At 41.5% G+C, this 19,889-nt stretch carries 19 protein-coding genes; 2 read left to right on the forward strand and 17 right to left on the reverse strand.

Translation table 11 applies throughout. From position 1 onward, the window contains the following. Positions 1–90: 90 nt before the first annotated feature. The 4 genes from artM to KVT11_RS11745 all read right to left on the reverse strand — a co-directional run bounded on the left by artM (position 91) and on the right by KVT11_RS11745 (position 2,985). The gene (gene artM / locus KVT11_RS11730; RefSeq protein ID WP_017357952.1) at positions 91–813 is read right to left on the reverse strand and encodes an arginine ABC transporter ATP-binding protein ArtM; all 723 of its coding nucleotides are present in this window, start codon (positions 811–813) and stop codon (positions 91–93) included. Next, the gene (artQ, locus tag KVT11_RS11735) at positions 806–1,459 is read right to left on the reverse strand and encodes an arginine ABC transporter permease ArtQ (RefSeq protein ID WP_008342239.1); all 654 of its coding nucleotides are present in this window, start codon (positions 1,457–1,459) and stop codon (positions 806–808) included. Before artQ ends, artM begins: the two co-directional genes overlap by 8 nt. Before the next feature lie 127 nt (positions 1,460–1,586). Further along, positions 1,587–2,351: a transporter substrate-binding domain-containing protein gene (locus tag KVT11_RS11740; RefSeq protein ID WP_116307121.1), complete on the reverse strand. Its 765-nt coding sequence runs from the start codon at positions 2,349–2,351 to the stop codon at positions 1,587–1,589. Positions 2,352–2,547: 196 nt separating this feature from the next. Beyond that, positions 2,548–2,985, reverse strand: coding sequence for a BrxA/BrxB family bacilliredoxin (locus tag KVT11_RS11745; RefSeq protein WP_007501138.1), 438 nt, complete (start codon positions 2,983–2,985; stop codon positions 2,548–2,550). 167 nt (positions 2,986–3,152) lie between these two features. Between KVT11_RS11745 and KVT11_RS11750 the strand changes: the two genes are divergently transcribed. Beyond that, on the forward strand, positions 3,153–4,046 hold the full coding sequence (locus tag KVT11_RS11750; protein WP_116307122.1) for a YegS/Rv2252/BmrU family lipid kinase: 894 nt from the start codon (positions 3,153–3,155) through the stop codon (positions 4,044–4,046). A 14-nt stretch (positions 4,047–4,060) separates the two neighbouring features. Here the strand turns inward: KVT11_RS11750 and KVT11_RS11755 are convergent, their stop codons facing one another. From KVT11_RS11755 to KVT11_RS11795, 9 genes are all read right to left on the reverse strand, one after another. Beyond that, positions 4,061–4,354 (reverse strand): YesK family protein, encoded by a 294-nt coding sequence (locus KVT11_RS11755; protein WP_008342236.1) that lies wholly within the window; start codon positions 4,352–4,354, stop codon positions 4,061–4,063. A gap of 68 nt (positions 4,355–4,422) precedes the next feature. Next, on the reverse strand, positions 4,423–5,679 hold the full coding sequence (locus KVT11_RS11760; RefSeq protein ID WP_116307124.1) for a dihydrolipoamide acetyltransferase family protein: 1,257 nt from the start codon (positions 5,677–5,679) through the stop codon (positions 4,423–4,425). 19 nt (positions 5,680–5,698) lie between these two features. Next, entirely contained in the window at positions 5,699–6,682 is a 984-nt protein-coding gene (locus tag KVT11_RS11765; protein ID WP_007501148.1) for an alpha-ketoacid dehydrogenase subunit beta, read from the reverse strand. A 12-nt stretch (positions 6,683–6,694) separates the two neighbouring features. After that, entirely contained in the window at positions 6,695–7,687 is a 993-nt protein-coding gene (locus KVT11_RS11770) for a thiamine pyrophosphate-dependent dehydrogenase E1 component subunit alpha (RefSeq protein WP_017367570.1), read from the reverse strand. Between the two features lie 17 nt (positions 7,688–7,704). Further along, positions 7,705–9,129: a dihydrolipoyl dehydrogenase gene (gene lpdA / locus KVT11_RS11775; RefSeq protein WP_116307126.1), complete on the reverse strand. Its 1,425-nt coding sequence runs from the start codon at positions 9,127–9,129 to the stop codon at positions 7,705–7,707. Beyond that, positions 9,119–10,240, reverse strand: coding sequence for a butyrate kinase (buk, locus tag KVT11_RS11780; RefSeq protein ID WP_017357958.1), 1,122 nt, complete (start codon positions 10,238–10,240; stop codon positions 9,119–9,121). Before buk ends, lpdA begins: the two co-directional genes overlap by 11 nt. Before the next feature lie 33 nt (positions 10,241–10,273). Then, positions 10,274–11,368 carry a branched-chain amino acid dehydrogenase gene (gene bcd / locus KVT11_RS11785; protein WP_007501155.1) on the reverse strand — a complete coding sequence of 365 codons (1,095 nt, stop codon included), beginning with the start codon at positions 11,366–11,368 and terminating at the stop codon, positions 10,274–10,276. 25 nt (positions 11,369–11,393) lie between these two features. Further along, on the reverse strand, positions 11,394–12,287 hold the full coding sequence (gene yqiS, locus KVT11_RS11790; RefSeq protein ID WP_008342231.1) for a phosphate butyryltransferase: 894 nt from the start codon (positions 12,285–12,287) through the stop codon (positions 11,394–11,396). A gap of 125 nt (positions 12,288–12,412) precedes the next feature. After that, positions 12,413–14,485 (reverse strand): sigma-54 interaction domain-containing protein, encoded by a 2,073-nt coding sequence (locus tag KVT11_RS11795; RefSeq protein ID WP_017367572.1) that lies wholly within the window; start codon positions 14,483–14,485, stop codon positions 12,413–12,415. Between the two features lie 149 nt (positions 14,486–14,634). Between KVT11_RS11795 and KVT11_RS11800 the strand changes: the two genes are divergently transcribed. After that, the gene (locus tag KVT11_RS11800) at positions 14,635–14,871 is read left to right on the forward strand and encodes a DUF2627 domain-containing protein (RefSeq protein WP_017357960.1); all 237 of its coding nucleotides are present in this window, start codon (positions 14,635–14,637) and stop codon (positions 14,869–14,871) included. 33 nt (positions 14,872–14,904) lie between these two features. Here KVT11_RS11800 and KVT11_RS11805 read toward each other — a convergent pair whose 3' ends face one another. The 4 genes from KVT11_RS11805 to spoIVB form a co-directional block, all read right to left on the reverse strand. Beyond that, positions 14,905–15,642, reverse strand: coding sequence for a glycerophosphodiester phosphodiesterase (locus KVT11_RS11805; protein ID WP_035390781.1), 738 nt, complete (start codon positions 15,640–15,642; stop codon positions 14,905–14,907). A gap of 226 nt (positions 15,643–15,868) precedes the next feature. Next, complete coding sequence (locus KVT11_RS11810) at positions 15,869–16,969, reverse strand: Rap family tetratricopeptide repeat protein (protein ID WP_007501159.1); 1,101 nt, start codon at positions 16,967–16,969, stop codon at positions 15,869–15,871. Positions 16,970–17,405: 436 nt separating this feature from the next. Beyond that, positions 17,406–18,209 carry a sporulation transcription factor Spo0A gene (gene spo0A / locus KVT11_RS11815; RefSeq protein ID WP_008342226.1) on the reverse strand — a complete coding sequence of 268 codons (804 nt, stop codon included), beginning with the start codon at positions 18,207–18,209 and terminating at the stop codon, positions 17,406–17,408. Between the two features lie 283 nt (positions 18,210–18,492). Further along, a complete protein-coding gene (gene spoIVB, locus KVT11_RS11820) occupies positions 18,493–19,770 on the reverse strand; it encodes a SpoIVB peptidase (protein WP_007501161.1) in 1,278 nt (425 codons plus the stop codon). Between the last annotated feature and the right edge of the window lie 119 nt (positions 19,771–19,889).

The raw sequence follows: 19,889 nt of genomic DNA on the forward strand, positions 1-19,889 counted from the left end.
TCTACTTTTGTGAAATGATGAACTTTTTTTACTTTCCCCATTATAATCAAAAAAAGAAGGAGATGTTAAGTCTCCTCCTCGTTTTTTTCATTATAATATTTTTTGTAAGAAATCTTGAGCACGCTGTGAAGACGGAGATTCAAAGAATTCTACAGGATTGGCATCCTCTACAATTTTCCCATCATCCATAAAGATCACACGGTCTGCCACTTCTTTTGCAAAGCCCATTTCATGTGTGACGATCATCAGCGTCATCCCAGATTGAGCGAGCTCTTTCATGACCTCTAATACTTCCTTTACCATTTCTGGATCAAGAGCAGACGTCGGCTCGTCAAAAAGCATGATGTCTGGTGTCATCGCAAGGGCACGTGCAATGGCGACACGCTGCTTTTGACCACCTGACAGCCGGTTCGGATAATCATCTTTTTTCTCTAAAAGTCCAACCTTTTTTAAAAGCTCCTCTGCCTGCTTGATGCTGTCTTCCTTCGATTGGTTCTTTACATTCATTGGCGCATACGTAATATTTTCTAGCACTGTTTTGTGCGGGAATAAGTGAAAATGCTGAAATACCATACCAATATTCTCGCGCACTTTTAATGCATTTGTTTTTGGATTGGTAATTTCCGTCCCCTGAATCGTAATCACTCCAGAAGTCGGTTTTTCAAGTAAGTTAATACAGCGAAGAAATGTTGATTTTCCTGAACCAGAAGGCCCGATGACAGCTACCACTTCGCCTTCTTTAATCGTGGTATCAATCCCTTTCAACACTTCATTTTTACCGAAAGATTTTGTGAGTTTCTCTATTTTAATCATTTGATTTTAACTTCCTTTCCACCGATTTGCCGACGAAGGTAAGAATAAGCACGATGACATAATAGATGAGACCCGCAAAAATAAGCGGTTCAAGATAGTTATAGGTGACGGCACCTGCTTGATAAGCTCGTCTCATGACATCGCCCAGTCCAATGACTGTGACAATCGCTGATTCTTTTGTCAGTGTAATCGTTTCGTTCACAAGTGCTGGTGAAATATTTTTGAATGCTTGCGGAAGCAATAAGTCCTTCATCATTTTAGCATACGGGATACCTAAAGCAACGGCCGCTTCTTTTTGCCCTTTATCAATGGCATTGATTCCTGCACGAATGATCTCAGAAACGTACGCCGCCGAGTTTAGTGAAAATGCTGCTACAGCTGCCCAGTATTGATCAATTTGAAAGCCGAGCAGCTGGGGAAGACCAAAATAAATAATCAAAAGCTGAAGCACAAGCGGTGTGCCTCGGAAGATTGACGTATAAAAATCTGCTAGCCAGATAAGCGGCTTAAATACACTAATTTTACAGAGCGTTAATAAGATTCCTAAAATAAAACCAAGGAACAGTGATACCACAACAATAGAAAGCGTTACTTTAAGACCTTCTAAAATAAAGGGCATCTGAGGTATGACATCTTTAAAATCCATCATGATATTCTCCTTTTTTTCCTTCAGATAAAATCAAAGAATAAAACAGGAAAAAAGTTCAACACATGTTGAACTTTTCAGCGCTTTCTACTTGATTTTCATGAATGACGCTGATCCTTTTCCTGACTTACTTTTCATCAGCAAACCATTTTTTAATGAGTTTATCAAGTTCGCCATTATCCTTCATTTCTTTTAATGATCTATTGAATTTCGCTGTTAAGTCGCTATTTTTTTTGAACGCAATGGCTGAACCTTCGTTTGAGCTATTCAATCCAAATGCTTGGAAATCTTTTTCCTTTTTCAAGTAGCCAGCCGCTACTTTATCTTCAATAATAGCTGCATCAAAACGGCCTGCTTTAATTTCTTGAATGATATCAGAGATTTTATTACGATCTTCAACCGTTAAGTTATATTTCTTTTGCAATCCGTTTGCTTCATCTTGCTGGATAGAACCTAATTGAACGCCAACCGTTTTGTCTTTTAAATCTTTCTCTGTTTTCATACCGCTAGATTTTTTTGATACAACCAAGTTTTCAGCATTGTAGTAAACATCTGAGAAATCAACTTGTTTTTTACGCTTTTCAGTAGGTGTCATGCCTGCAAGCACAATATCAGCTTTATTTGTTTTAAGAGCTGACACGAGGCTTGCAAAGTCCATATCTTGAATTTCTAGCTTATAGCCGTTCTTTTTCGCTAGAGCTGTAGCAAGGTCGACATCAAAACCGATAATTTTATCACCGTCTTTTGATTCAAATGGCGGATAATCTGCTGAAGTCGCCATAATGAGTGTTTTGTCGTCTCCTGATGCGTTTGAATTATTAGAAGAAGTTCCGCATGCTGCTAATGCAGTTGCAAGACCAGCTGTCATAAGTAATAATAACCACTTTTTCATATGATAATGCCTCCTAGTATTTAAAATCATGAGTAGATTTGAATATTTATTCACTATAATGTATTTTAAACACTTTCTTTTTGATATGCAATAGTATTTTGCTAAAATTATTTTGATTCGTATGTCATGTAAAACAAAAAAACAGACCGATCAAAAGACCGGACTGCCTCTAAATGATTCATTCAAAAGTAACATGTTACACTTCTTCGCAATACTCATCGAAAGCGGCTTGAAGTTTTGACACCACTTCCATCGGTTCATGTCCTTCGATTTCGTGACGTTCGACCATTTTAATGATCTTCCCGTCTTTTAATAGAGCAAATGATGGTGAAGATGGCGGGAAGCCTTCAAAGTATTCACGTGCTCTTGCGGTTGCTTCTTTGTCCTGTCCAGCAAACACTGTGAGCAATTGATCTGGACGCTTATCGTAATGAACAGAATAACCAGCCGCTGGTCTAGCAATACCGCCTGCACAGCCGCACACTGAATTCACCATGACAAGTGTCGTTCCTTTTTTCGTTAGCGCTTCATCAACTTCTTCAGCTGTTGTCAGTTCCGTATAGCCTGCCTGTTTAATTTCTTCTCGTGCTTGTTTCACAATATCATTCATAAATAAATTAAAATCAATATTCATAACCGTCCACTCCTTCTACGTACCAAACCATTTTAACTACATCATATCAAGGAAAACGCCGGCGGGCAAATGTCTTGTTTCGCCCCCTTCACTTTTTTCAAACGTCGTTTATGACCTGTGGAATTGGGGAAAAGTGATAATAAAGTGATGAAAGGGAGAACTGCGTGATGGCACAATTCAAAAAAGCGATACTCATTTATAACGGAAATGCTGGACAAAAAAACATGGAAAAAACACTAGGTCAAACAGTGCCTCTTCTTTCTTTACATATTGATGAACTCATCCTTAAGCCTACAAAACAGCCGAATGATGCCTATCATTTCTGCCGTGAGATGGATGAGTCGGTTGAATTGCTGATTATACTAGGTGGAGACGGAACCGTCCATGAATGTATGAATGGAATTGGCGGTTTAGAAAAAAGGCCGACTGTAGCGATCTTACCTGGCGGGACGTGCAATGACTTTTCTAGAACGCTGGGCATCCCTCAGCAGATGCCAAAGGCCGCTCAAATGGTGATAGATGGCACTGAAAAAAAGGTCGATTTAATCAAAGCAGAGGATCGATACCTTTTAAATTTTTGGGGGATTGGTCTCATCGCAGATACCTCAAACAATATTAATGATAAAGAAAAAGCTGTCCTCGGAAAAATCAGCTACTTCACGAGCGCTCTTCGAACCCTTCAGCAGACAGAACCTTTCTACGTACGCATTGAAACCGAAGAGGAAAACTGGGAAGAAGAAGCTGTGATTGTCCTTGTCATGAATGGGCACTTTATCGGTACAAATAAAATAGATCTGCCAAATGCTTCAATTGATGATGGAAAAGTCGAAATTTTAATTTGCAGAAATACGAGTTTCTCTGCTTTAAAAGAGATTTTTTCAATGAACCGTGAAGAGCTAGAGGATTTTAAAGGTGACCTGTCTCTTATACAAGCATCCAGCATTCATATTCATACTAAAGAGAAAATGGATGCAGATACAGATGGAGAAGTATACATGACCGCTCCTTCTTCCCTTGAAGTATTAAAACAGCATTTGACCTTTATCGTTCCAGCAGAATAAAGAAAACGCCTGCATCATTTCGATGCGGGCGTTTTTTTGATATAACGTCTGTATAAATATTCAAGTGCATACCCTAGCAGTGTACCTATCAGAAGGGAAATGCCTAATAAACTATTGGCGACTCCTTTAAATCCACCTATCATCAACAAGCAATAGGCGATTTGAATGATTGAAACGATCGATATGATGAGCAGTAAGCGTTCAGGATGATTGCGTGATTTGGAAATATACCGAAGAAAAGCGAACGCAATGGCTGTGATAAACATCAGACCAATCGTAAGAAAAGCAAAGAAATCTAATCCAGACATCTCATCGCTCCTTTCTGATTGATGTGGAAATCCCCCTCTCATTGTGAGAAGGGGACATATAAATGAGCTTAATAGACGGACGTCTGCTCGTCAATGCCTTCAAGAATTTGTTTAATTCTTTGCAGGAACCTACCGCATACAAGACCATCGAGTACTCTATGATCTAATGAAAGACAAAGATTCACCATATCTCTTGCGGCAATCATACCATTTACAATCATCGGGCGCTTTACAATAGATTCTACTTGTAAAATGGCTGCTTGTGGATAGTTAATGATCCCCATTGATTGAACCGAACCAAATGATCCTGTGTTGTTCACAGTGAAAGTGCCGCCTTCCATGTCACTTTGCTTCAGTTTGCCTTGTCTGACCTTGGAAGCAAGTTCATGAATTTCTTTGGCGATTCCCTTAATCGTTTTCTCATCCGCATCTTTAATCACTGGGACAAAAAGAGCGTCATCTGTTGCAACAGCAATGGAGACGTTGATCGCTTTCTTTTGAACAATTTTATCTCCAGCCCACATGCTGTTCATTTCAGGGAATTCCTTTAAGGCCTGAGCCACTGCTTTGACAAAGAATGCAAAGAACGTCAAATTAAAGCCTTCTTTTGCTTTGAATTGATCTTTTAGCTGATTTCTTCTTGTCACAAGGTTTGTCACATCCACTTCCATCATCGTCCAGGCATGTGGAATTTCATGCTTGCTTCTTAGCATATTTGCGGCAATCGCCTGTCTAATCGGTGTGACCGGCAGTTCAACATCTCCAGGCATTGAAGGGATGGAAGGAGCCGCTTTTGCTTGTGACGGCTTCGCAGGCTCTGGTTGACCCGTACCTTCACTCACAGGTGCTGCCGTTTCTTGTGCGCCTCCACTTTCGATAAGCTTCAGCAAATCTTTTCTTGTGATTCTGCCGCCAGCTCCCGTTCCTTGAACAGTCGCTAAATCAATTCCGTGCTCATCTGCTAAACGCAGGACTGCCGGAGAGTATCGTTTCTTTTGACTCTGATCCACACTTGTTTGGTCAGGTTCTGGTGCTTCATCTTGCGCAGGCGCCTCTTCTATTTTCGCACTCTGCTGCGCACTGCCTTCTACTTCAATTTCACAAAACACTTCTCCTACTTGAAGTGTATCACCCTCTGCAGCCGCTAGTTTAGTGATTTTTCCTGTAAAGGATGACGGAACCTCTGCATTTACTTTATCTGTCATGACTTCCGCAATCGGATCATATTTATTCACATGATCGCCAGGTGAAACGAGCCATTTGCTAATGGTTCCTTCTGTTACACTTTCACCAAGCTGAGGCATTTTCATTTGTTCAGTTGCCACTTTGAAACCCTCCTCTTTCTTAAAACGCCGCTAGTTCTCTCATTTCAGCTTCTACCTTATCCGGATTAACCATGAAGAATTTCTCCATTGTCGGTGCATAAGGCATTGCAGGGATATCAGGTCCTGCTAGACGTTTAATTGGCGCATCTAAATCAAACAAGCAGTGCTCTGAAATGATGGCAGCTACTTCACTCATGATGCTTCCTTCTTTTGTATCTTCTGTTAACAAGAGTACTTTCCCTGTTTTTGATGCCGCTTCAATAATCGCTTCTTGATCAAGCGGGTACACTGTACGTAAATCGAGAATATGAGCAGAAATTCCGTCCTTCGCAAGGCGCTCTGCTGCTTGGAGGGCAAAATGAACACAAAGGCCATATGTAATGACCGTAATGTCATCGCCTTCTCGTTTCACATCCGCTTTTCCAATAGGGAGCGTATAATCCTCTTCAGGCACTTCTCCTTTAATGAGACGGTATGCACGTTTGTGTTCAAAGAACAATACAGGATCTGGATCACGCACTGCGGCTTTTAACAACCCTTTGACATCATAAGGTGTAGAAGGCATCACAATCTTTAAGCCTGGCTGATTGGCAAAAATGGCTTCGACCGATTGTGAATGATAAAGCGCCCCGTGTACGCCGCCCCCGTAAGGAGCACGAATGACCATTGGGCAGCTCCAATCATTATTGGAACGATATCTAATTTTTGCAGCCTCTGAAATGATTTGGTTGATGGCTGGCATAATAAAATCCGCAAATTGCATCTCCGCGATCGGACGCATTCCATACATAGCAGCCCCAATACCTACACCTGCAATCGCTGATTCGGCAAGAGGTGTATCCATGACGCGCGCTTCTCCAAATTGCTCGTAAAGACCCGCTGTTGCTTTAAATACGCCGCCTTTTTTCCCGACATCCTCTCCGAGCACAAACACTTTCGGATCTCGCTCCATTTCTTCTTTCATCGCTAGTGTAATAGCGTCTATATATGACATAACAGGCATTTTTCTTCCCCCTTACTCCGCATACACGTAACGAAGTGCGCTTTCTGCATCGGCATAAGCTGCGTTTTCCGCTTCATCAGTGGCTTCGTTTACGATTTGCATGATTTCTTTTGTCATCTCTTCTTTCATTTCAGAAGTCATGACATTTCCTTCGATTAAGTACGTTTCATATTGAATGAGCGGATCTTTCTTTCTTGCTTCGAGCACTTCTTCTTTTTCTCGATAGCTAGAATCATCGTCATCACTTGAATGCGCAGTTAACCGGTAAGAAATGGTTTCGATCAATGTTGGGCCTTCGCCTCTTGCCGCACGGTCTCTCGCTTCTTTGACCGCTGCATACACTTCAAGCGGATCATTTCCATCAACCGTCACACCCGGCATTCCGTACCCTATTGCACGATCTGAAATACGCTCACATGCCACTTGTTTGTCATACGGGACAGAAATCGCATACTTATTGTTTTCACACATGAAAATAACAGGCAGCTTATGCACCGCAGCAAAGTTGGCGCCTTCGTGAAAGTCTCCTTGGTTTGAAGAGCCTTCACCGAACGTGACAAAGCTAACAAAATTCTTTTGCTCTAGACGCCCGGCAAGTGCGATGCCAACCGCATGAGGAACCTGTGTTGTCACAGGCGATGATCCAGTCACAATTCGGTTTGATCTTTGCCCAAAATGACCTGGCATCTGTCTCCCGCCTGAGTTTGGATCGTCTTTTTTCGCAAAACCAGACATCATTAAATCTTTCGCCGTCATCCCGAATGCAAGGACAACCCCCATATCACGGTAATAAGGTAAAACGTAATCCTCTTCCCTATTGAGGGCAAAAGCGGCACCGACTTGCTGCGCTTCCTGTCCTTGACAAGAGATGACAAATGGAATTTTTCCAGAACGGTTTAACAGCCACATCCGTTCATCAATTTTTCTTGCTAAAAGCATGGTTCTATATATGTCAATCGCTTGTTCATCTGATAATCCTAATTCCTGATGACGCATGTTACTCATCATGTTTCCCTCCTTGATTAAAAATGGATCGCCTTTCCGTCAACAGCCAGTGCTGCCTCGCCAATTGCTTCTGACAAGGTTGGGTGCGGGTGGATCGTCTGCCCCACTTCCCACGGAGTTGCATCTAATACTTTGGCTAATCCAGCTTCAGATATCATATCTGTTACATGAGGACCAATCATATGAATCCCTAAGATATCATCTGTCTTTTGGTCAGCAATGATTTTGACAAATCCATCAGACTCTCCAAATACAAGCGCTTTTCCGATGGCCATAAAGGGAAACTTCCCAATCTTGACTTCGTAGCCTTGCTCTTTTGCCGCCTGTTCAGTCAGTCCAACGCTAGCGGTTTCTGGGTGAGAGTACACACATTTAGACACGAGCGTTTCATCAAGCGGCTTTGGATCTTGACCAGCCATATGTTCTACTGCAATCATGCCTTCATGTGATGCGACATGCGCCAGCTGAAGACCGCCAATGACATCACCTATTGCGTAAATATGCGACTCTTTCGTTTGGTAATGCTCATTCACGACAATGCCATGATTTTCTGTCTGGATGTCCGTGTTTTCAAGACCTATGCCTTCCACGTTTGGCACTCGGCCAACTGAAAGAAGCAGTTTCTCTGCTTCAAACGACTGAGTGTCTCCACCTTGTTCCACTTGGATCTTGACCAGATTCTCATGCTTTTCGGCAGTATCTGGCAGAACCTTCGCATTTGTCACTAAGGTGATGCCCTTTTTCGTTAAAAGCTTTTCCATTTCTTTAGAAATATCTTGATCCTCTGTTGGCAAAATGCGATCTGCAAATTCGATCACTGTGACTTTTACGCCAAAATCGTTAAGCATGGAAGCCCATTCGATCCCAATCACGCCTCCGCCGACAACCAGCATGGACTGAGGGAGTTCTTGCAGTTCAAGTGCTTCGTCTGATGTAAGGATGTGTGTTCCATCCGCTTCAAGTCCGGGCAGGACGCGCGGTCTTGATCCAGTCGCAATGATGACCTGCTTAGGAATCAGCATTTCATTTTCATCGCCATTCGCCATTTCTACCGAGATGGTGCCTGGCATTGGCGAAAAAATCGAAGGGCCTAAGATACGGCCTATTCCTTCGTATACATCAATTTTTCCTTGTTTCATTAAGTGTTTGACGCCGCCTGCTAATTTGTCGACAATCTCTGTTTTTCTTTTTTGTACGCTTGCAAATTGTAAGGCAATTCCGCTTGCTTCAACGCCAAAATCAGCGGCACGTTTGACCGTTTGATAGACTTCTGCACTTCTAAGCAGCGCTTTAGATGGAATACAGCCTTTATGAAGACATGTTCCACCGAGCTTTGATTTTTCTACGACTGCTGTTTTCAATCCAAGTTGAGAGGCACGAATGGCCGCTACATAGCCGCCTGTGCCTCCACCAAGAATGACGAGGTCATATTCAGTTGCCATGACTTGTCACTCCTTTCTCCGCCTTTTGATCATTTGGGTATTCTTTTGGTGATTCTTCTTCTTTTAAAATGCGAAGCGCCCCTTCTGCTAAGGATTGCAATTCATTTTCACCTGGGTACACAACAACATCTGAAATCCAGTCAATGTATCCTCTAATGCTTGACGTAATTTGTTTGCTGTAGGCAAGGCCGCCCGTTAACACAATGACGTCTACAGCTCCTTTTAAGACCGCACTAGCCGCACCAATTTCTTTGGCAATTTGATAGCACATCGCTTCATAAATAAGCGCCGCACGCTCATCGCCTGCTTCAATCATTCGCTCTACTTTTACTGCATCTGTCGTGCCAAGATAGCCCGCAAGACCGCCTTCGCCAATAATGCGTTTGAGCATTTCCTCTTGCGAATATTCACCAGAAAAGCATAAATTGACAAGGTCACCTGTTGGGAGAGTACCTGCCCGCTCTGGGCTGAAAGGACCCTCACCATGAAGACCGTTATTCACATCAATGACTTTTCCTTTTTGATGTACACCAATCGTAATTCCGCCGCCCATATGGGTAATGATCATGTTCAAATCTTCATAACGTTTTCCAAACGAAGCAGCCGTTTTTCTTGCGACTGCTTTTTGATTTAACGCATGAAAAATGCTTTTCCGCTCAATTGTTGGCAGTCCTGAAATACGAGCAATTGGCTGTAGTTCATCTACGACTACGGGATCAACAATAAAAGCTGGGATGTTAAGACCAAGTGCAATTTCTCGGGCAATGATTCCGCCTAGATTAGAGGCGTGCTGGCCAGCATACCCTTCTTTTAGATCTTCAACCATTTGCTCATTTACTTCATATGTGCCACCTTCAATCGGGCGAAGCAGACCACCGCGTGCGCAAACTGCATCAAACTTTGAGATGTTCATCCCCTGTTCATGCAGTGTTTTTAAAATGGTTTCTTTACGGAATGAAAATTGATCAATGATATGAGGAAACTGCTTGATTTCCTCATCTGTATGTCTTAATGTCGTTTCAAAAATAGATCGTTCATTATGAAACACACCGATTTTTGTTGAGGTAGAGCCAGGATTAATCGTGAGAATACGCCATTCTTTTGTCAGCAAAAACAAAACCTCCGTTTCAACTCATTCATCCATTTAGCGACGACTTAAAATATGTTGACCATTTTGCAGGAATTGGCTTCTTGATTTGCGCATTCTTTCAATTCGCTCTTCAGCCAATCGGTCTGCCGCTTTATAAGTTGGAATGGCATCACGGTTAGAGATTTCAATCACTCGCTCAATGTTTTGGTAAATGCCTTCTACTTTTTTCATTGCACGATCGGCATTATAGCCATAAAGCTCATCTGCAACGTTAATCACACCGCCTGCATTGATCACATAATCCGGTGCGTACACAATGCCCATTTCATGAATAAGATCTCCATGATGTGTTTCTCTCAGCTGGTTATTCGCTGCACCTGCAATGACTTTTGCCTTTAGTTTAGGAATCGTCACATCGTTAATGGTTGCACCGAGTGCACATGGCGCGTAAATATCACATTCTTGATCATAAATATCATCAGGGTCTACCGCTTTTGCACCGAAGTCTTCTACAGCTCGCTGAACTGAGTCTTTGTTGATATCAGTGACGATAAGCTGTGCGCCTTCTTCATGCAGGTGTTTACATAGGTTGTAAGCCACGTTTCCAACACCTTGAACGGCAATTGTTTTTCCTTCTAATGAATCTGTACCGAATGCTGCTTTTGCAGCTGCTTTCATCCCTTTATATACACCGTAAGCAGTCACTGGAGATGGGTTTCCTGAAGAACCAAATGCAGGAGAGATGCCTGTGACAAAGTCTGTTTCTTCATGGATAAGATCCATATCTTCTACCGTTGTACCGACATCTTCAGCGGTGATATAACGGCCATTTAATCCTTGAATGTAACGGCCAAAAGCACGGAACATTTCTTCATTCTTGTCTTTTCTCGGATCACCAATGATGACCGTTTTACCGCCGCCAAGGTTAAGCCCTGCCGCCGCATTTTTATAAGTCATACCTCTTGCAAGACGCAAGGCATCTTCGATAGCTGCTTCTTCATTTTCATATGTCCACATTCTTGTTCCGCCGAGTGCTGGCCCAAGTGTTGTATCATGAATGGCAATGATGGCTTTTAAACCAGACTGTTCATCCTGACAAAATACAAGCTGTTCATAATCGTATCGTTCCATATATTTAAAAAGTTCCATTTTCTATTCCTCCTAATACTTTCACTTAATTTGATGTACAGATGGCAAGTGCAATTGAATAGAGCTTGCTTTCAGCTGAATCAGACCGGCTTGTTAAAGCAATCGGTGCTTTCGCTCCTGCCACCACAGCTCCCACTTTTGCATGAGCAAAGTAGATGAGAGATTTATAAAGAATGTTGCCTGCTTCAATGGTCGGCACAAGCAAAATATCTGCATGACCAGCCACATCACTCGTAATATTTTTATGAGAAGCTGCCGTTTGAGAAATGGCATTATCTAAAGCCAGCGGTCCATCAATCAGGCAGCCAGAAATTTGACCTCTTCGATTCATTTGCGCAAGACTTGCAGCTGTGAGCGTCGAATCCATCGCTGGGTTTACGACTTCTACCGCTGATAATACCGCCACTTTGGGCATATCATTTCCGACAGCTTGTGCGACTTGAACGGAATTCACCGTAATTTCTTTCAGCATATTTAAATCAGGCGCAATGTTCATCGCAGAGTCCGTCACATAGATAAAACGGTCAAAGCCCGGTACTTCGAAGGCTGCAACATGTGAAAGGACACTCGCTGTCCGAAGCCCATATTCTTTATTTAGGACAGCTTTTAACAGTACGGCTGTCGGGACATGCCCCTTCATGAGAATATCTGCATGATTTTCACTTACTGCCTGAACGGCAATTTTGGCAGATTCTTCGGGTGAATCTGAATGAATAATATCTATCCAGTCTTCATTGATCTCATGCTGTTTGACTAGCTCCTTTAGGTTGCGTTTGTTTCCAACCAGCAGGAAGCGAGCGACTTTTCGTTCGATTGCCATTTTGATGGCATGAAGCACTTCTTCGTCTTCTGCATGAGCCACAGCCGCTGTTTTATTCTGCAGCTGCGAGGCTTTGATAATCAGATCGTCAAGCTTCATACTTGCCCACCTTTCCTTGTGCTCGGTTCCTCTTTTTATATGCAAGTTCCGTGCCAGCTTGAAATGTGTGAAAAATAAGCCTTTTTGCAAAGAAATCATGCAATTTCTTGCAGGTTACGTGCATGTTACTGCATGCTATCTTTTGCAAGCTGATACTTATCCATTTTATAGTAAAGATTTCGAATGCTGATCCCTAATGTTTTCGCTGTTTTTGTGCGATTGAATTGATGTTTTTCAAGGGTTTGTTTGATCAGCTGCGCTTCAAATGCTTCTACAGCATCCGAGAGCGTCTCCCCCTCAAATTGACTAACAGCCAGTTCCTGCTGCTCTTTTTCCTCATGCTCGTCTGACTCCATGAAGGCGATATGCGCTTCATCGATCCATTCTTCTTGCGGATTCAAAAAGATCATCGCTCGTCCAAGCACATTTTCAAGCTCTCTCACGTTGCCTGGCCAGCTATATGATCGAAGTCTATGAAGCGCACGATCTGTTAAGCCGCTGACGTTTCGCCCATAGTCTAAATTGATCTTCTGGATGAGGCGTTTACTTAATGATTCAATATCTTCGAGACGCTGTCTGAGCGGTGGGATCGATATCGGGTATCTATTCATTCGATAATATAAATCCTCTCTGAACTTCCCTTCTGCCATCGCCTTTTCAATATTGACATTTGTCGCTGTGATCACACGCACATCGACCGGTATCGCTTTCGTTCCGCCTACCCGAACAATTTCTTTTTCTTGCATGACACGCAGCAATTTCGCTTGTGTACTTGGCGTCATTTCACCGATTTCATCTAAAAAGATGCTGCCTTGATTGGCTTCTTCAAACAGCCCTTTTTTCCCGCCTCGCCTTGCACCAGAAAACGCTCCTTCCTCGTAGCCAAACAGTTCTGACTCTAAAAGAGTTTCTGATAAGGCAGCACAGTTGACACGGACAAAGCGGTTGTACTTGCGATCACTTTCATTGTGAATGGCATGTGCAAACAGCTCTTTCCCAGTACCTGATTCTCCGCGGAGTAAAATGGTTGCCGGCGTTTTTGCACCCAGCTTTGCCTGCTCAAGTGCGACAAGCATTTGTTCACTTTCTCCAATAATGTCTTCAAATGTGTACTTTGCTTCAAGTGTTCGGATGAGCTGTCTTGCTTTATTTAATTCATTCGTCAATGATTGAATTTCGGATACATCGTGAATGACGCCGACACTGCCTTTTAGAATGCCGTCCACAATAACAGGTGCTACATTGACGATGACATCTTTTTTATTTGGACCAACCTTCATTCTGACGCCACGAACAGGTCTTCTTGTTTCAAGCACCTTTAAGTGCATGCTTTCCCCTTCGGAAATATCAGCACCAGCTGGTTTACCTACGACCTCTTTATCCGTTAAACCGGTCATTTTCGTATAAGCACGGTTGATCAAAATACCTTTCCCCTGCTCATCGACAACCGATATGGCTTCATCTGATGATTGAATAATCGCCTCAAGCATCGTTCTTACTTCTTTGAGGTTTGTCACTTCTTCCGCAAGCTCCACCGCATCTGTAATGTCTTTAAAGATGGATAAAGCACCTAACATTCTCCCCGCGTCATCAATAATCGGCAGACGGGTGGTCACAATTTGAATTTGCTGATTCAAAAATTGCTTTTGGTTAAATTCCGGCTCCCTTGACCTTAATATATCGGGAAGTTTCGTGTTCGGAATCACTTCTCGAATGTGACGGCCAATCGCATCCTTTTGCGAACACCCCACCATTTTGGCAGCCGATCGATTAAACAGGACCACTTCTTCATCCATATTAATAAAAATCATGCCATCATTCGTTGCATTAAAAATGCGGTCATGTTTATAGGTTTGTTCCTTCAATATTTGAATAAGCTGTTGTTTCTCTGCCATTAATTCTGACATGACATATGCCATCGAGCTTGGCACAATCACAGCATGCTCTGGTTTTTGTTCAATTAGTTCCTTCAGTACAGCAGAACTGCCTGTGGTTTCAATGATGATATCAATGTCATCTTTTATGTATTCTTTCCAATCCGTCGTCGTCTCAATTCCATTCTTTTTCGCTTCATCCATCCCCGGTGCCTCGAGATCAAGGTCGGCGATCGCAATGATTTGAACCGTATTTGTTTTCAGCAATGTTTCAAGCAGTGCTGATCCACCTTGTCCTGCACCGACAATCAAGACTCTCTGCATCCCGTTACCCCTTTATATGAAAAATTTTGCACACCATATTTTTCCGTTGCAAAAAATTGCACAACACCTATATTACCACGTTTTCCTTTCTTGACAAAATATTTTTTGAATTAGACAATGGAAGTAAATGACGTTTAAGGGGACATTTGATGGGGAGAATACTGGCATTAGTGATTATTTTAATACCTGGAGCCTTTGCAGCACTTGGCATTAAGCTGCTGCGTGACACTGTTTTCGGCATCATCATTGCACCATTTCCATATTTATGGCTGCAAGGAATTGCAGGGTTGTTATTTTTAGGGGGAGGTCTTTATGTTGTTGCAGGATTTATTTTATATAGAGACCGTAAACGAAATAAAGTAACAACTCGTTTTAAGCAAAGGTAATCATGAAAAAGACCCGCTGTTGATAGCAGGTCTTTATTTCATTTCTTCTCTTATTTTGACGGCTCGATCAGGAAAATCAGTAAAGATTCCATCAACACCCAAGGTCAACATATTTTTTATTTGCTTCTCACTGTTTACAGTAAACGGTCTGATCACTTGTTGGTCCGCATGGAGAGCGGATACAACTTCTTTTGTCACCCCAGCACCCTTTATATTCGGATGGTACCCCTTTGCCGGGATTGTTTTTAAATACATCTCCGGCTGATGAATCACATCCATCGTGAGGACCGCCAGTTCAATGTGCGGCATCAGCTTGTGAAAAAGAGCTAAGCTGCCGTGATGAAATGATGAGACAAGCACTCGATCCTCTATTTGAAAGTGCTCAATTTGCTCTTTTACTTTTTCTTCAATCCCTGGATATCGATAAATAGAGTTTTTTAATTCAATGTTGATCATAAAGGATGATCTCTGCGTCACTAACTCTAATACTTCTTCTAAAAGAGGAATGGTGACCGCACCCGTTTCTTCATAGAAAGAATGACTGGCATCTCCTCTTTTTAACTCTTCATATGTATAGTCTTTCACTAACCCTTTCATATTGGTCGTTCGGTTCAGTTTTTCATCGTGAATAACAGCCAGTCTGCCGTCTTTGGTGAGCTGAACATCAAGCTCAATCCCATCCGCTCCAGAATGGAGTGCGTGCTCAAAGGCAATCATGGTGTTCTCTGGATAGTTTCCTTTAAACCCTCTATGTGCAAAAATTTTCGTCATATGCCACCTCTAAATATGATGATTACCTATATTATGACGTGTCTTTTTTTGTTTTGCCAGTTTGAGCACATAAAAAAACCTCTTCTGATAAGAGAGAAGAGGTTGAAAGGTAAATTCGATCACGTAATCGCTCTGATGGCTTGCTCTGTCGTCTCTGCGTCAAGAGCAAAAAGGGAAGAAACAACTGCGACTGCTGTAACGATTGTTACACCTAACAACAACTTTTTCATAAGATAACCTCCACTTTCTTTTGAAGTATTTGTGCATCGAATTTCTTTTCAAGAAAACGAATGGCATTTTGATAATCATTTCGTTCCTTGAAGTATTTCGATATTTGTTCAGACAAATCCTCAAGCTCCACATATAATCTATTTTTTTCTATGTAGTCTAATTTTTCAGAGAATACGTCTGCTGCTCCACTATTTTCGCACATCAAATCCAAAATTTCAAATTTTACTATATATTCATTATTTTGGATATCGCAGCTATATTGAATCCCCTCTTTAATATATTCTTTTGCCTCATGATCCCCTAAATGAACTAAGGCATTTGCGAGAACATATAAAGATTGGATGAAATAATGGCTATTGTCGCGATGAATTTGAATGCTCATCCCTTTTTTAGCGTATTGTGCGCTTTTTTCATAATCATGTTTTGCGTAATAAAGAACCGCTAAATTGTGATAGCACTTCCCAATCAGCACTTCATTGTTAATGCGCTTACTTTTCTCAAGTGCCTCTTGGTACTTTTCCTCAGCTTCATCAAACTGTAGTAAATCAATACAGTTGCTTGCATGTAAAATCAAGCTGTCAATCGCCTGTGCGGTATATTCCTCATGCGCTTTAAACGTATCAATGGCTTTTTTAATATGATTAATGGAAATGAAATTTTGCTTCAGTTCGTAATAAATGGAAGCGACTTTATGATGAAAAGTTCCGACTTCAAGATCTTCATTCACACGTTTTAGACGCTGCTCAGCAATCTTATAAAAACTAATCGCCTCATCATATTTTTTGACATAGGCAGCATATTGGCCTTTATAAAAGTAAAAATAAAAATTAATAATGTCATCTGCTTTTTCATCCAGCGTTCCGACACTTTTCATAATCTGATTGGCTTTTTCAATATTTCCAAGTAACATTTCATGTCTGCCGTCGACTAGCTGATAATAAAGAAGAACTTCTCGATCCTCATCTGTATTTTTTAGCAAATTCTGAATTTTCTCTTTATAGACAGCAGATTTTTCTAGGTCATTCTGAGAAATGACCCTCGTCCACTTGCTAATTTCGTTCGCAACCTCAGCAGAGTGGATTTTCAGCTTTCCCATAACCTCACCCTCTTCTTTTCATTATTATAGCATAGTAAAAGAATGTGAAAATTATTAAATTCGACAATGGGAATATTCAGTTCAAATGGCACAATCTCTAAGAAGCCAGTGACTTTAAAACGCCAACCAATCAGGTCAATAGAAATAGAACTTTCGATCTCATTTACTTTATTTACTAATTACATAAGACCTTTTCCTCTCATCCTTTTTCTTACGAATGAGCGTTTTCTTCTTCTATAAGCCAATTGATTAGCATAGCTGATTACCACTATTTTATGTCCTATTCATTTCTTTCATGCTTTATTTTTCATTTTATTCTGAAAATAAAGCAGCCCGTTTGTCCAATTTAAACATTAAAGATGATTTTATCAATATAACCATTTTTTGGCAATAAAAAAACGCCTCATTGAAGAAACGTTTTTTTATGGAAGGTGACTTAGCTTGCTCTATGCTCTAAACGCAGACGATCAGCCACCATGGCAATAAATTCGGAATTGGTCGGTTTGGCTTTTGACATGCTGACTGTGTAGCCAAAGAGTGACGAAATGGAGTCAATATTCCCTCTACTCCAAGCCACTTCAATGGCATGGCGAATCGCTCGTTCTACCCTGCTGGCTGTCGTGTTAAATTTCTTTGCAATGTCTGGGTACAATACTTTTGTAATACTGCCGAGTAGTTCAATATCATTGTACACCATCGAAATGGCTTCTCTTAAGTATAAATAACCTTTAATATGAGCTGGCACGCCAATCTCATGAATAATCGTCGTAATGCTCGCATCTAAGTTCTTACGTTTCGGTTCAGGTTTGCTGCGAAGGACACTGTTTTGGATAGATGAAGATCGATGGCTGACTTGTGTGCCGTTTCCACTGACTTGACGAATATGACCTACGAGGTTTTCCATATCGAATGGTTTCAAAATGAAATAGGATGCGCCCAAATCGACTGCTTTTTTCGTTACGTCTTCTTGTCCGAAAGCCGTCAGCATAATGACACTTGGCTGTTTGGTCATTTCATTGTTTTCACGGAGGCGTTCCAGTACAGCTAGACCGTCTAAATGAGGCATGATAATATCTAAGAGGAGAACGTCGGGCTCTTTATCTTTAAATAATGTCAGACATTCCTGACCATTATACGCCACGCCAAGTACTTCCATATCTTCCTGTCCCTCAATATACTCTGTCAAAAGGCCAACAAGTTCTCGATTGTCATCAGCTACACACACTTTAATTTTCTCCACGTTCTTTCCTCCCCAATGTCGATTCCTTAGTCTTTTGCATTTCTCTTCTGAGTGTTCAATTCGACAAAACCATGCTATCCCCTTTAAAAAAGTTTAATTTTCCGAATAATAGAGCATTATCTAGCTTTTTCTACGTTTTTCTTAATGAATCGACGATTATTGCAATTTGACAACACACTGTTTTCCATTTTGTCGAAAAATCTCTTTTTCCTTATTTTATAACATGATGGAAGAGAAAGAAAGGGTAGAAAAAAACTGCCGGAAGATTCGCGGCAGTTTTTCATCAGCTTGCTTTTTTGTTTTTTTGATAAAGGTCAATTCCTGCTTCTGACAGCATCCATTCAATGTGTACGCCGTATCCGCTTGTCGGGTCATTGACGAACACGTGAGTGACCGCTCCAATGACTTTGCCATTTTGGATGATCGGACTACCGCTCATTCCTTGAACGATCCCGCCCGTTTTGCTTAATAAGCGCTCATCCGTTACTTTAAGCACCATTCCTTTTGTTGCCGGGAATTTTTGCGGTGTTGTGCTGACGATTTTAATATCAAATTTCTCTACTTTATCATGGTCCACAACTGTTAATATTTCGGCTGGACCTTCTTTTACTTCATTTGATAATGCGACTGGAAGTGGTTTGTCTGCTACATGATTTTCAAGTTTTTCGGTTAACGTACCAAATATACCGAATGGACTGTTACGTGAAATATCACCTATCGTTTTTCTTTCGGAAGAAAACCTGGCCAATTTTTCTCCAGGGTTGCCTCCTGTCCCTTTTTCAATGGATGTGACAGTTGATCTGACAATTTCACCATTGTCGACCACGATTGGTTTTTTTGTATCCATGTCAGAAATCACATGCCCAAGGGCGCCATATTTTTTAGAAGATGGTTCAAAGAAGGTCATCGTCCCGATTCCTGCTGCGGAATCACGAATATAAAGACCGATTCGATAAGTACCTTCACTTGCATCTTTCGCGGGTGTTAGTGTCGTTTGAAAGGTTTTATGGTCTCTTTTTATGAGTAAATGAAGGGTTTCCCCCGTTTTTCCGGCTTTCTGAATAAATGGGGTGAGGTCATTCATCTTCTCCATTTTCTGACCATTGATCTCAATGATCATATCCCCTGATTGAATGCCTGCAGCTTCACCTGGTGATTTTTTGCCGTCTGCTGTTGTGATTTGATGAAAACCAACAACGAGAACTCCGACAGAGTGGAGTTTGACGCCAATGGATTGTCCTCCAGGAATGACTTTTAATTCGGGAAGAACATCGACTTTTGTTTTCTTAATAGGAAATCCTTTAAAATCATAAACAATTTCGGCTTTTCCCGCCTTTTGTCCCGTTACTTCAAGTTGATTCTTTTTCTCTGAAAGACTAAAGGCTGGTGAAGAAGCATTGGCTGACGCTTCAATGGATGTATCAATCGAATGCTTCTCGTGTTCAAATACTGCGACAGTTGTTGGAATGCTGATATATTCCTTCACTATGCTCATAAACCCTGTACTTATTAAAGAAACAAGGAGAATCACACCAATGGCTTTTCTCATCTTTTCGGGCATTCATTTTTCACTCTCCTCGCTCCTTACCCACACCAGAACATTAATGTTTTGGCTACATCTTTACTTTTGCCTTCTTAGCGAGGATTTATAACCGGCACCTTTAGAAAATGATTGGATAA

Source organism: Bacillus sp. GbtcB10, assembly GCF_019091365.1.
GTDB classification, from domain to species: Bacteria; Bacillota; Bacilli; order Bacillales; family Bacillaceae; genus Bacillus; species Bacillus altitudinis.

Excerpts from the sequence above, each read along its gene's own strand:
- KVT11_RS11805 (WP_035390781.1), bottom strand. The coding sequence starts at position 15,642 with ATGACGAAAATTTTTGCACATAGAGGGTTTAAAGGAAACTATCCAGAG.
- spoIVB (WP_007501161.1), bottom strand. The coding sequence starts at position 19,770 with ATGCCCGAAAAGATGAGAAAAGCCATTGGTGTGATTCTCCTTGTTTCT.
- KVT11_RS11740 (WP_116307121.1), bottom strand. The coding sequence starts at position 2,351 with ATGAAAAAGTGGTTATTATTACTTATGACAGCTGGTCTTGCAACTGCA.
- artQ (WP_008342239.1), bottom strand. The coding sequence starts at position 1,459 with ATGGATTTTAAAGATGTCATACCTCAGATGCCCTTTATTTTAGAAGGT.
- artM (WP_017357952.1), bottom strand. The coding sequence starts at position 813 with ATGATTAAAATAGAGAAACTCACAAAATCTTTCGGTAAAAATGAAGTG.
- bcd (WP_007501155.1), bottom strand. The coding sequence starts at position 11,368 with ATGGAACTTTTTAAATATATGGAACGATACGATTATGAACAGCTTGTA.
- KVT11_RS11800 (WP_017357960.1), top strand. The coding sequence starts at position 14,635 with ATGGGGAGAATACTGGCATTAGTGATTATTTTAATACCTGGAGCCTTT.
- yqiS (WP_008342231.1), bottom strand. The coding sequence starts at position 12,287 with ATGAAGCTTGACGATCTGATTATCAAAGCCTCGCAGCTGCAGAATAAA.
- KVT11_RS11795 (WP_017367572.1), bottom strand. The coding sequence starts at position 14,485 with ATGCAGAGAGTCTTGATTGTCGGTGCAGGACAAGGTGGATCAGCACTG.
- KVT11_RS11745 (WP_007501138.1), bottom strand. The coding sequence starts at position 2,985 with ATGAATATTGATTTTAATTTATTTATGAATGATATTGTGAAACAAGCA.
- KVT11_RS11765 (WP_007501148.1), bottom strand. The coding sequence starts at position 6,682 with ATGCCTGTTATGTCATATATAGACGCTATTACACTAGCGATGAAAGAA.
- KVT11_RS11770 (WP_017367570.1), bottom strand. The coding sequence starts at position 7,687 with ATGAGTAACATGCGTCATCAGGAATTAGGATTATCAGATGAACAAGCG.
- KVT11_RS11810 (WP_007501159.1), bottom strand. The coding sequence starts at position 16,969 with ATGGGAAAGCTGAAAATCCACTCTGCTGAGGTTGCGAACGAAATTAGC.
- KVT11_RS11750 (WP_116307122.1), top strand. The coding sequence starts at position 3,153 with ATGGCACAATTCAAAAAAGCGATACTCATTTATAACGGAAATGCTGGA.
- KVT11_RS11755 (WP_008342236.1), bottom strand. The coding sequence starts at position 4,354 with ATGTCTGGATTAGATTTCTTTGCTTTTCTTACGATTGGTCTGATGTTT.
- lpdA (WP_116307126.1), bottom strand. The coding sequence starts at position 9,129 with ATGGCAACTGAATATGACCTCGTCATTCTTGGTGGAGGCACAGGCGGC.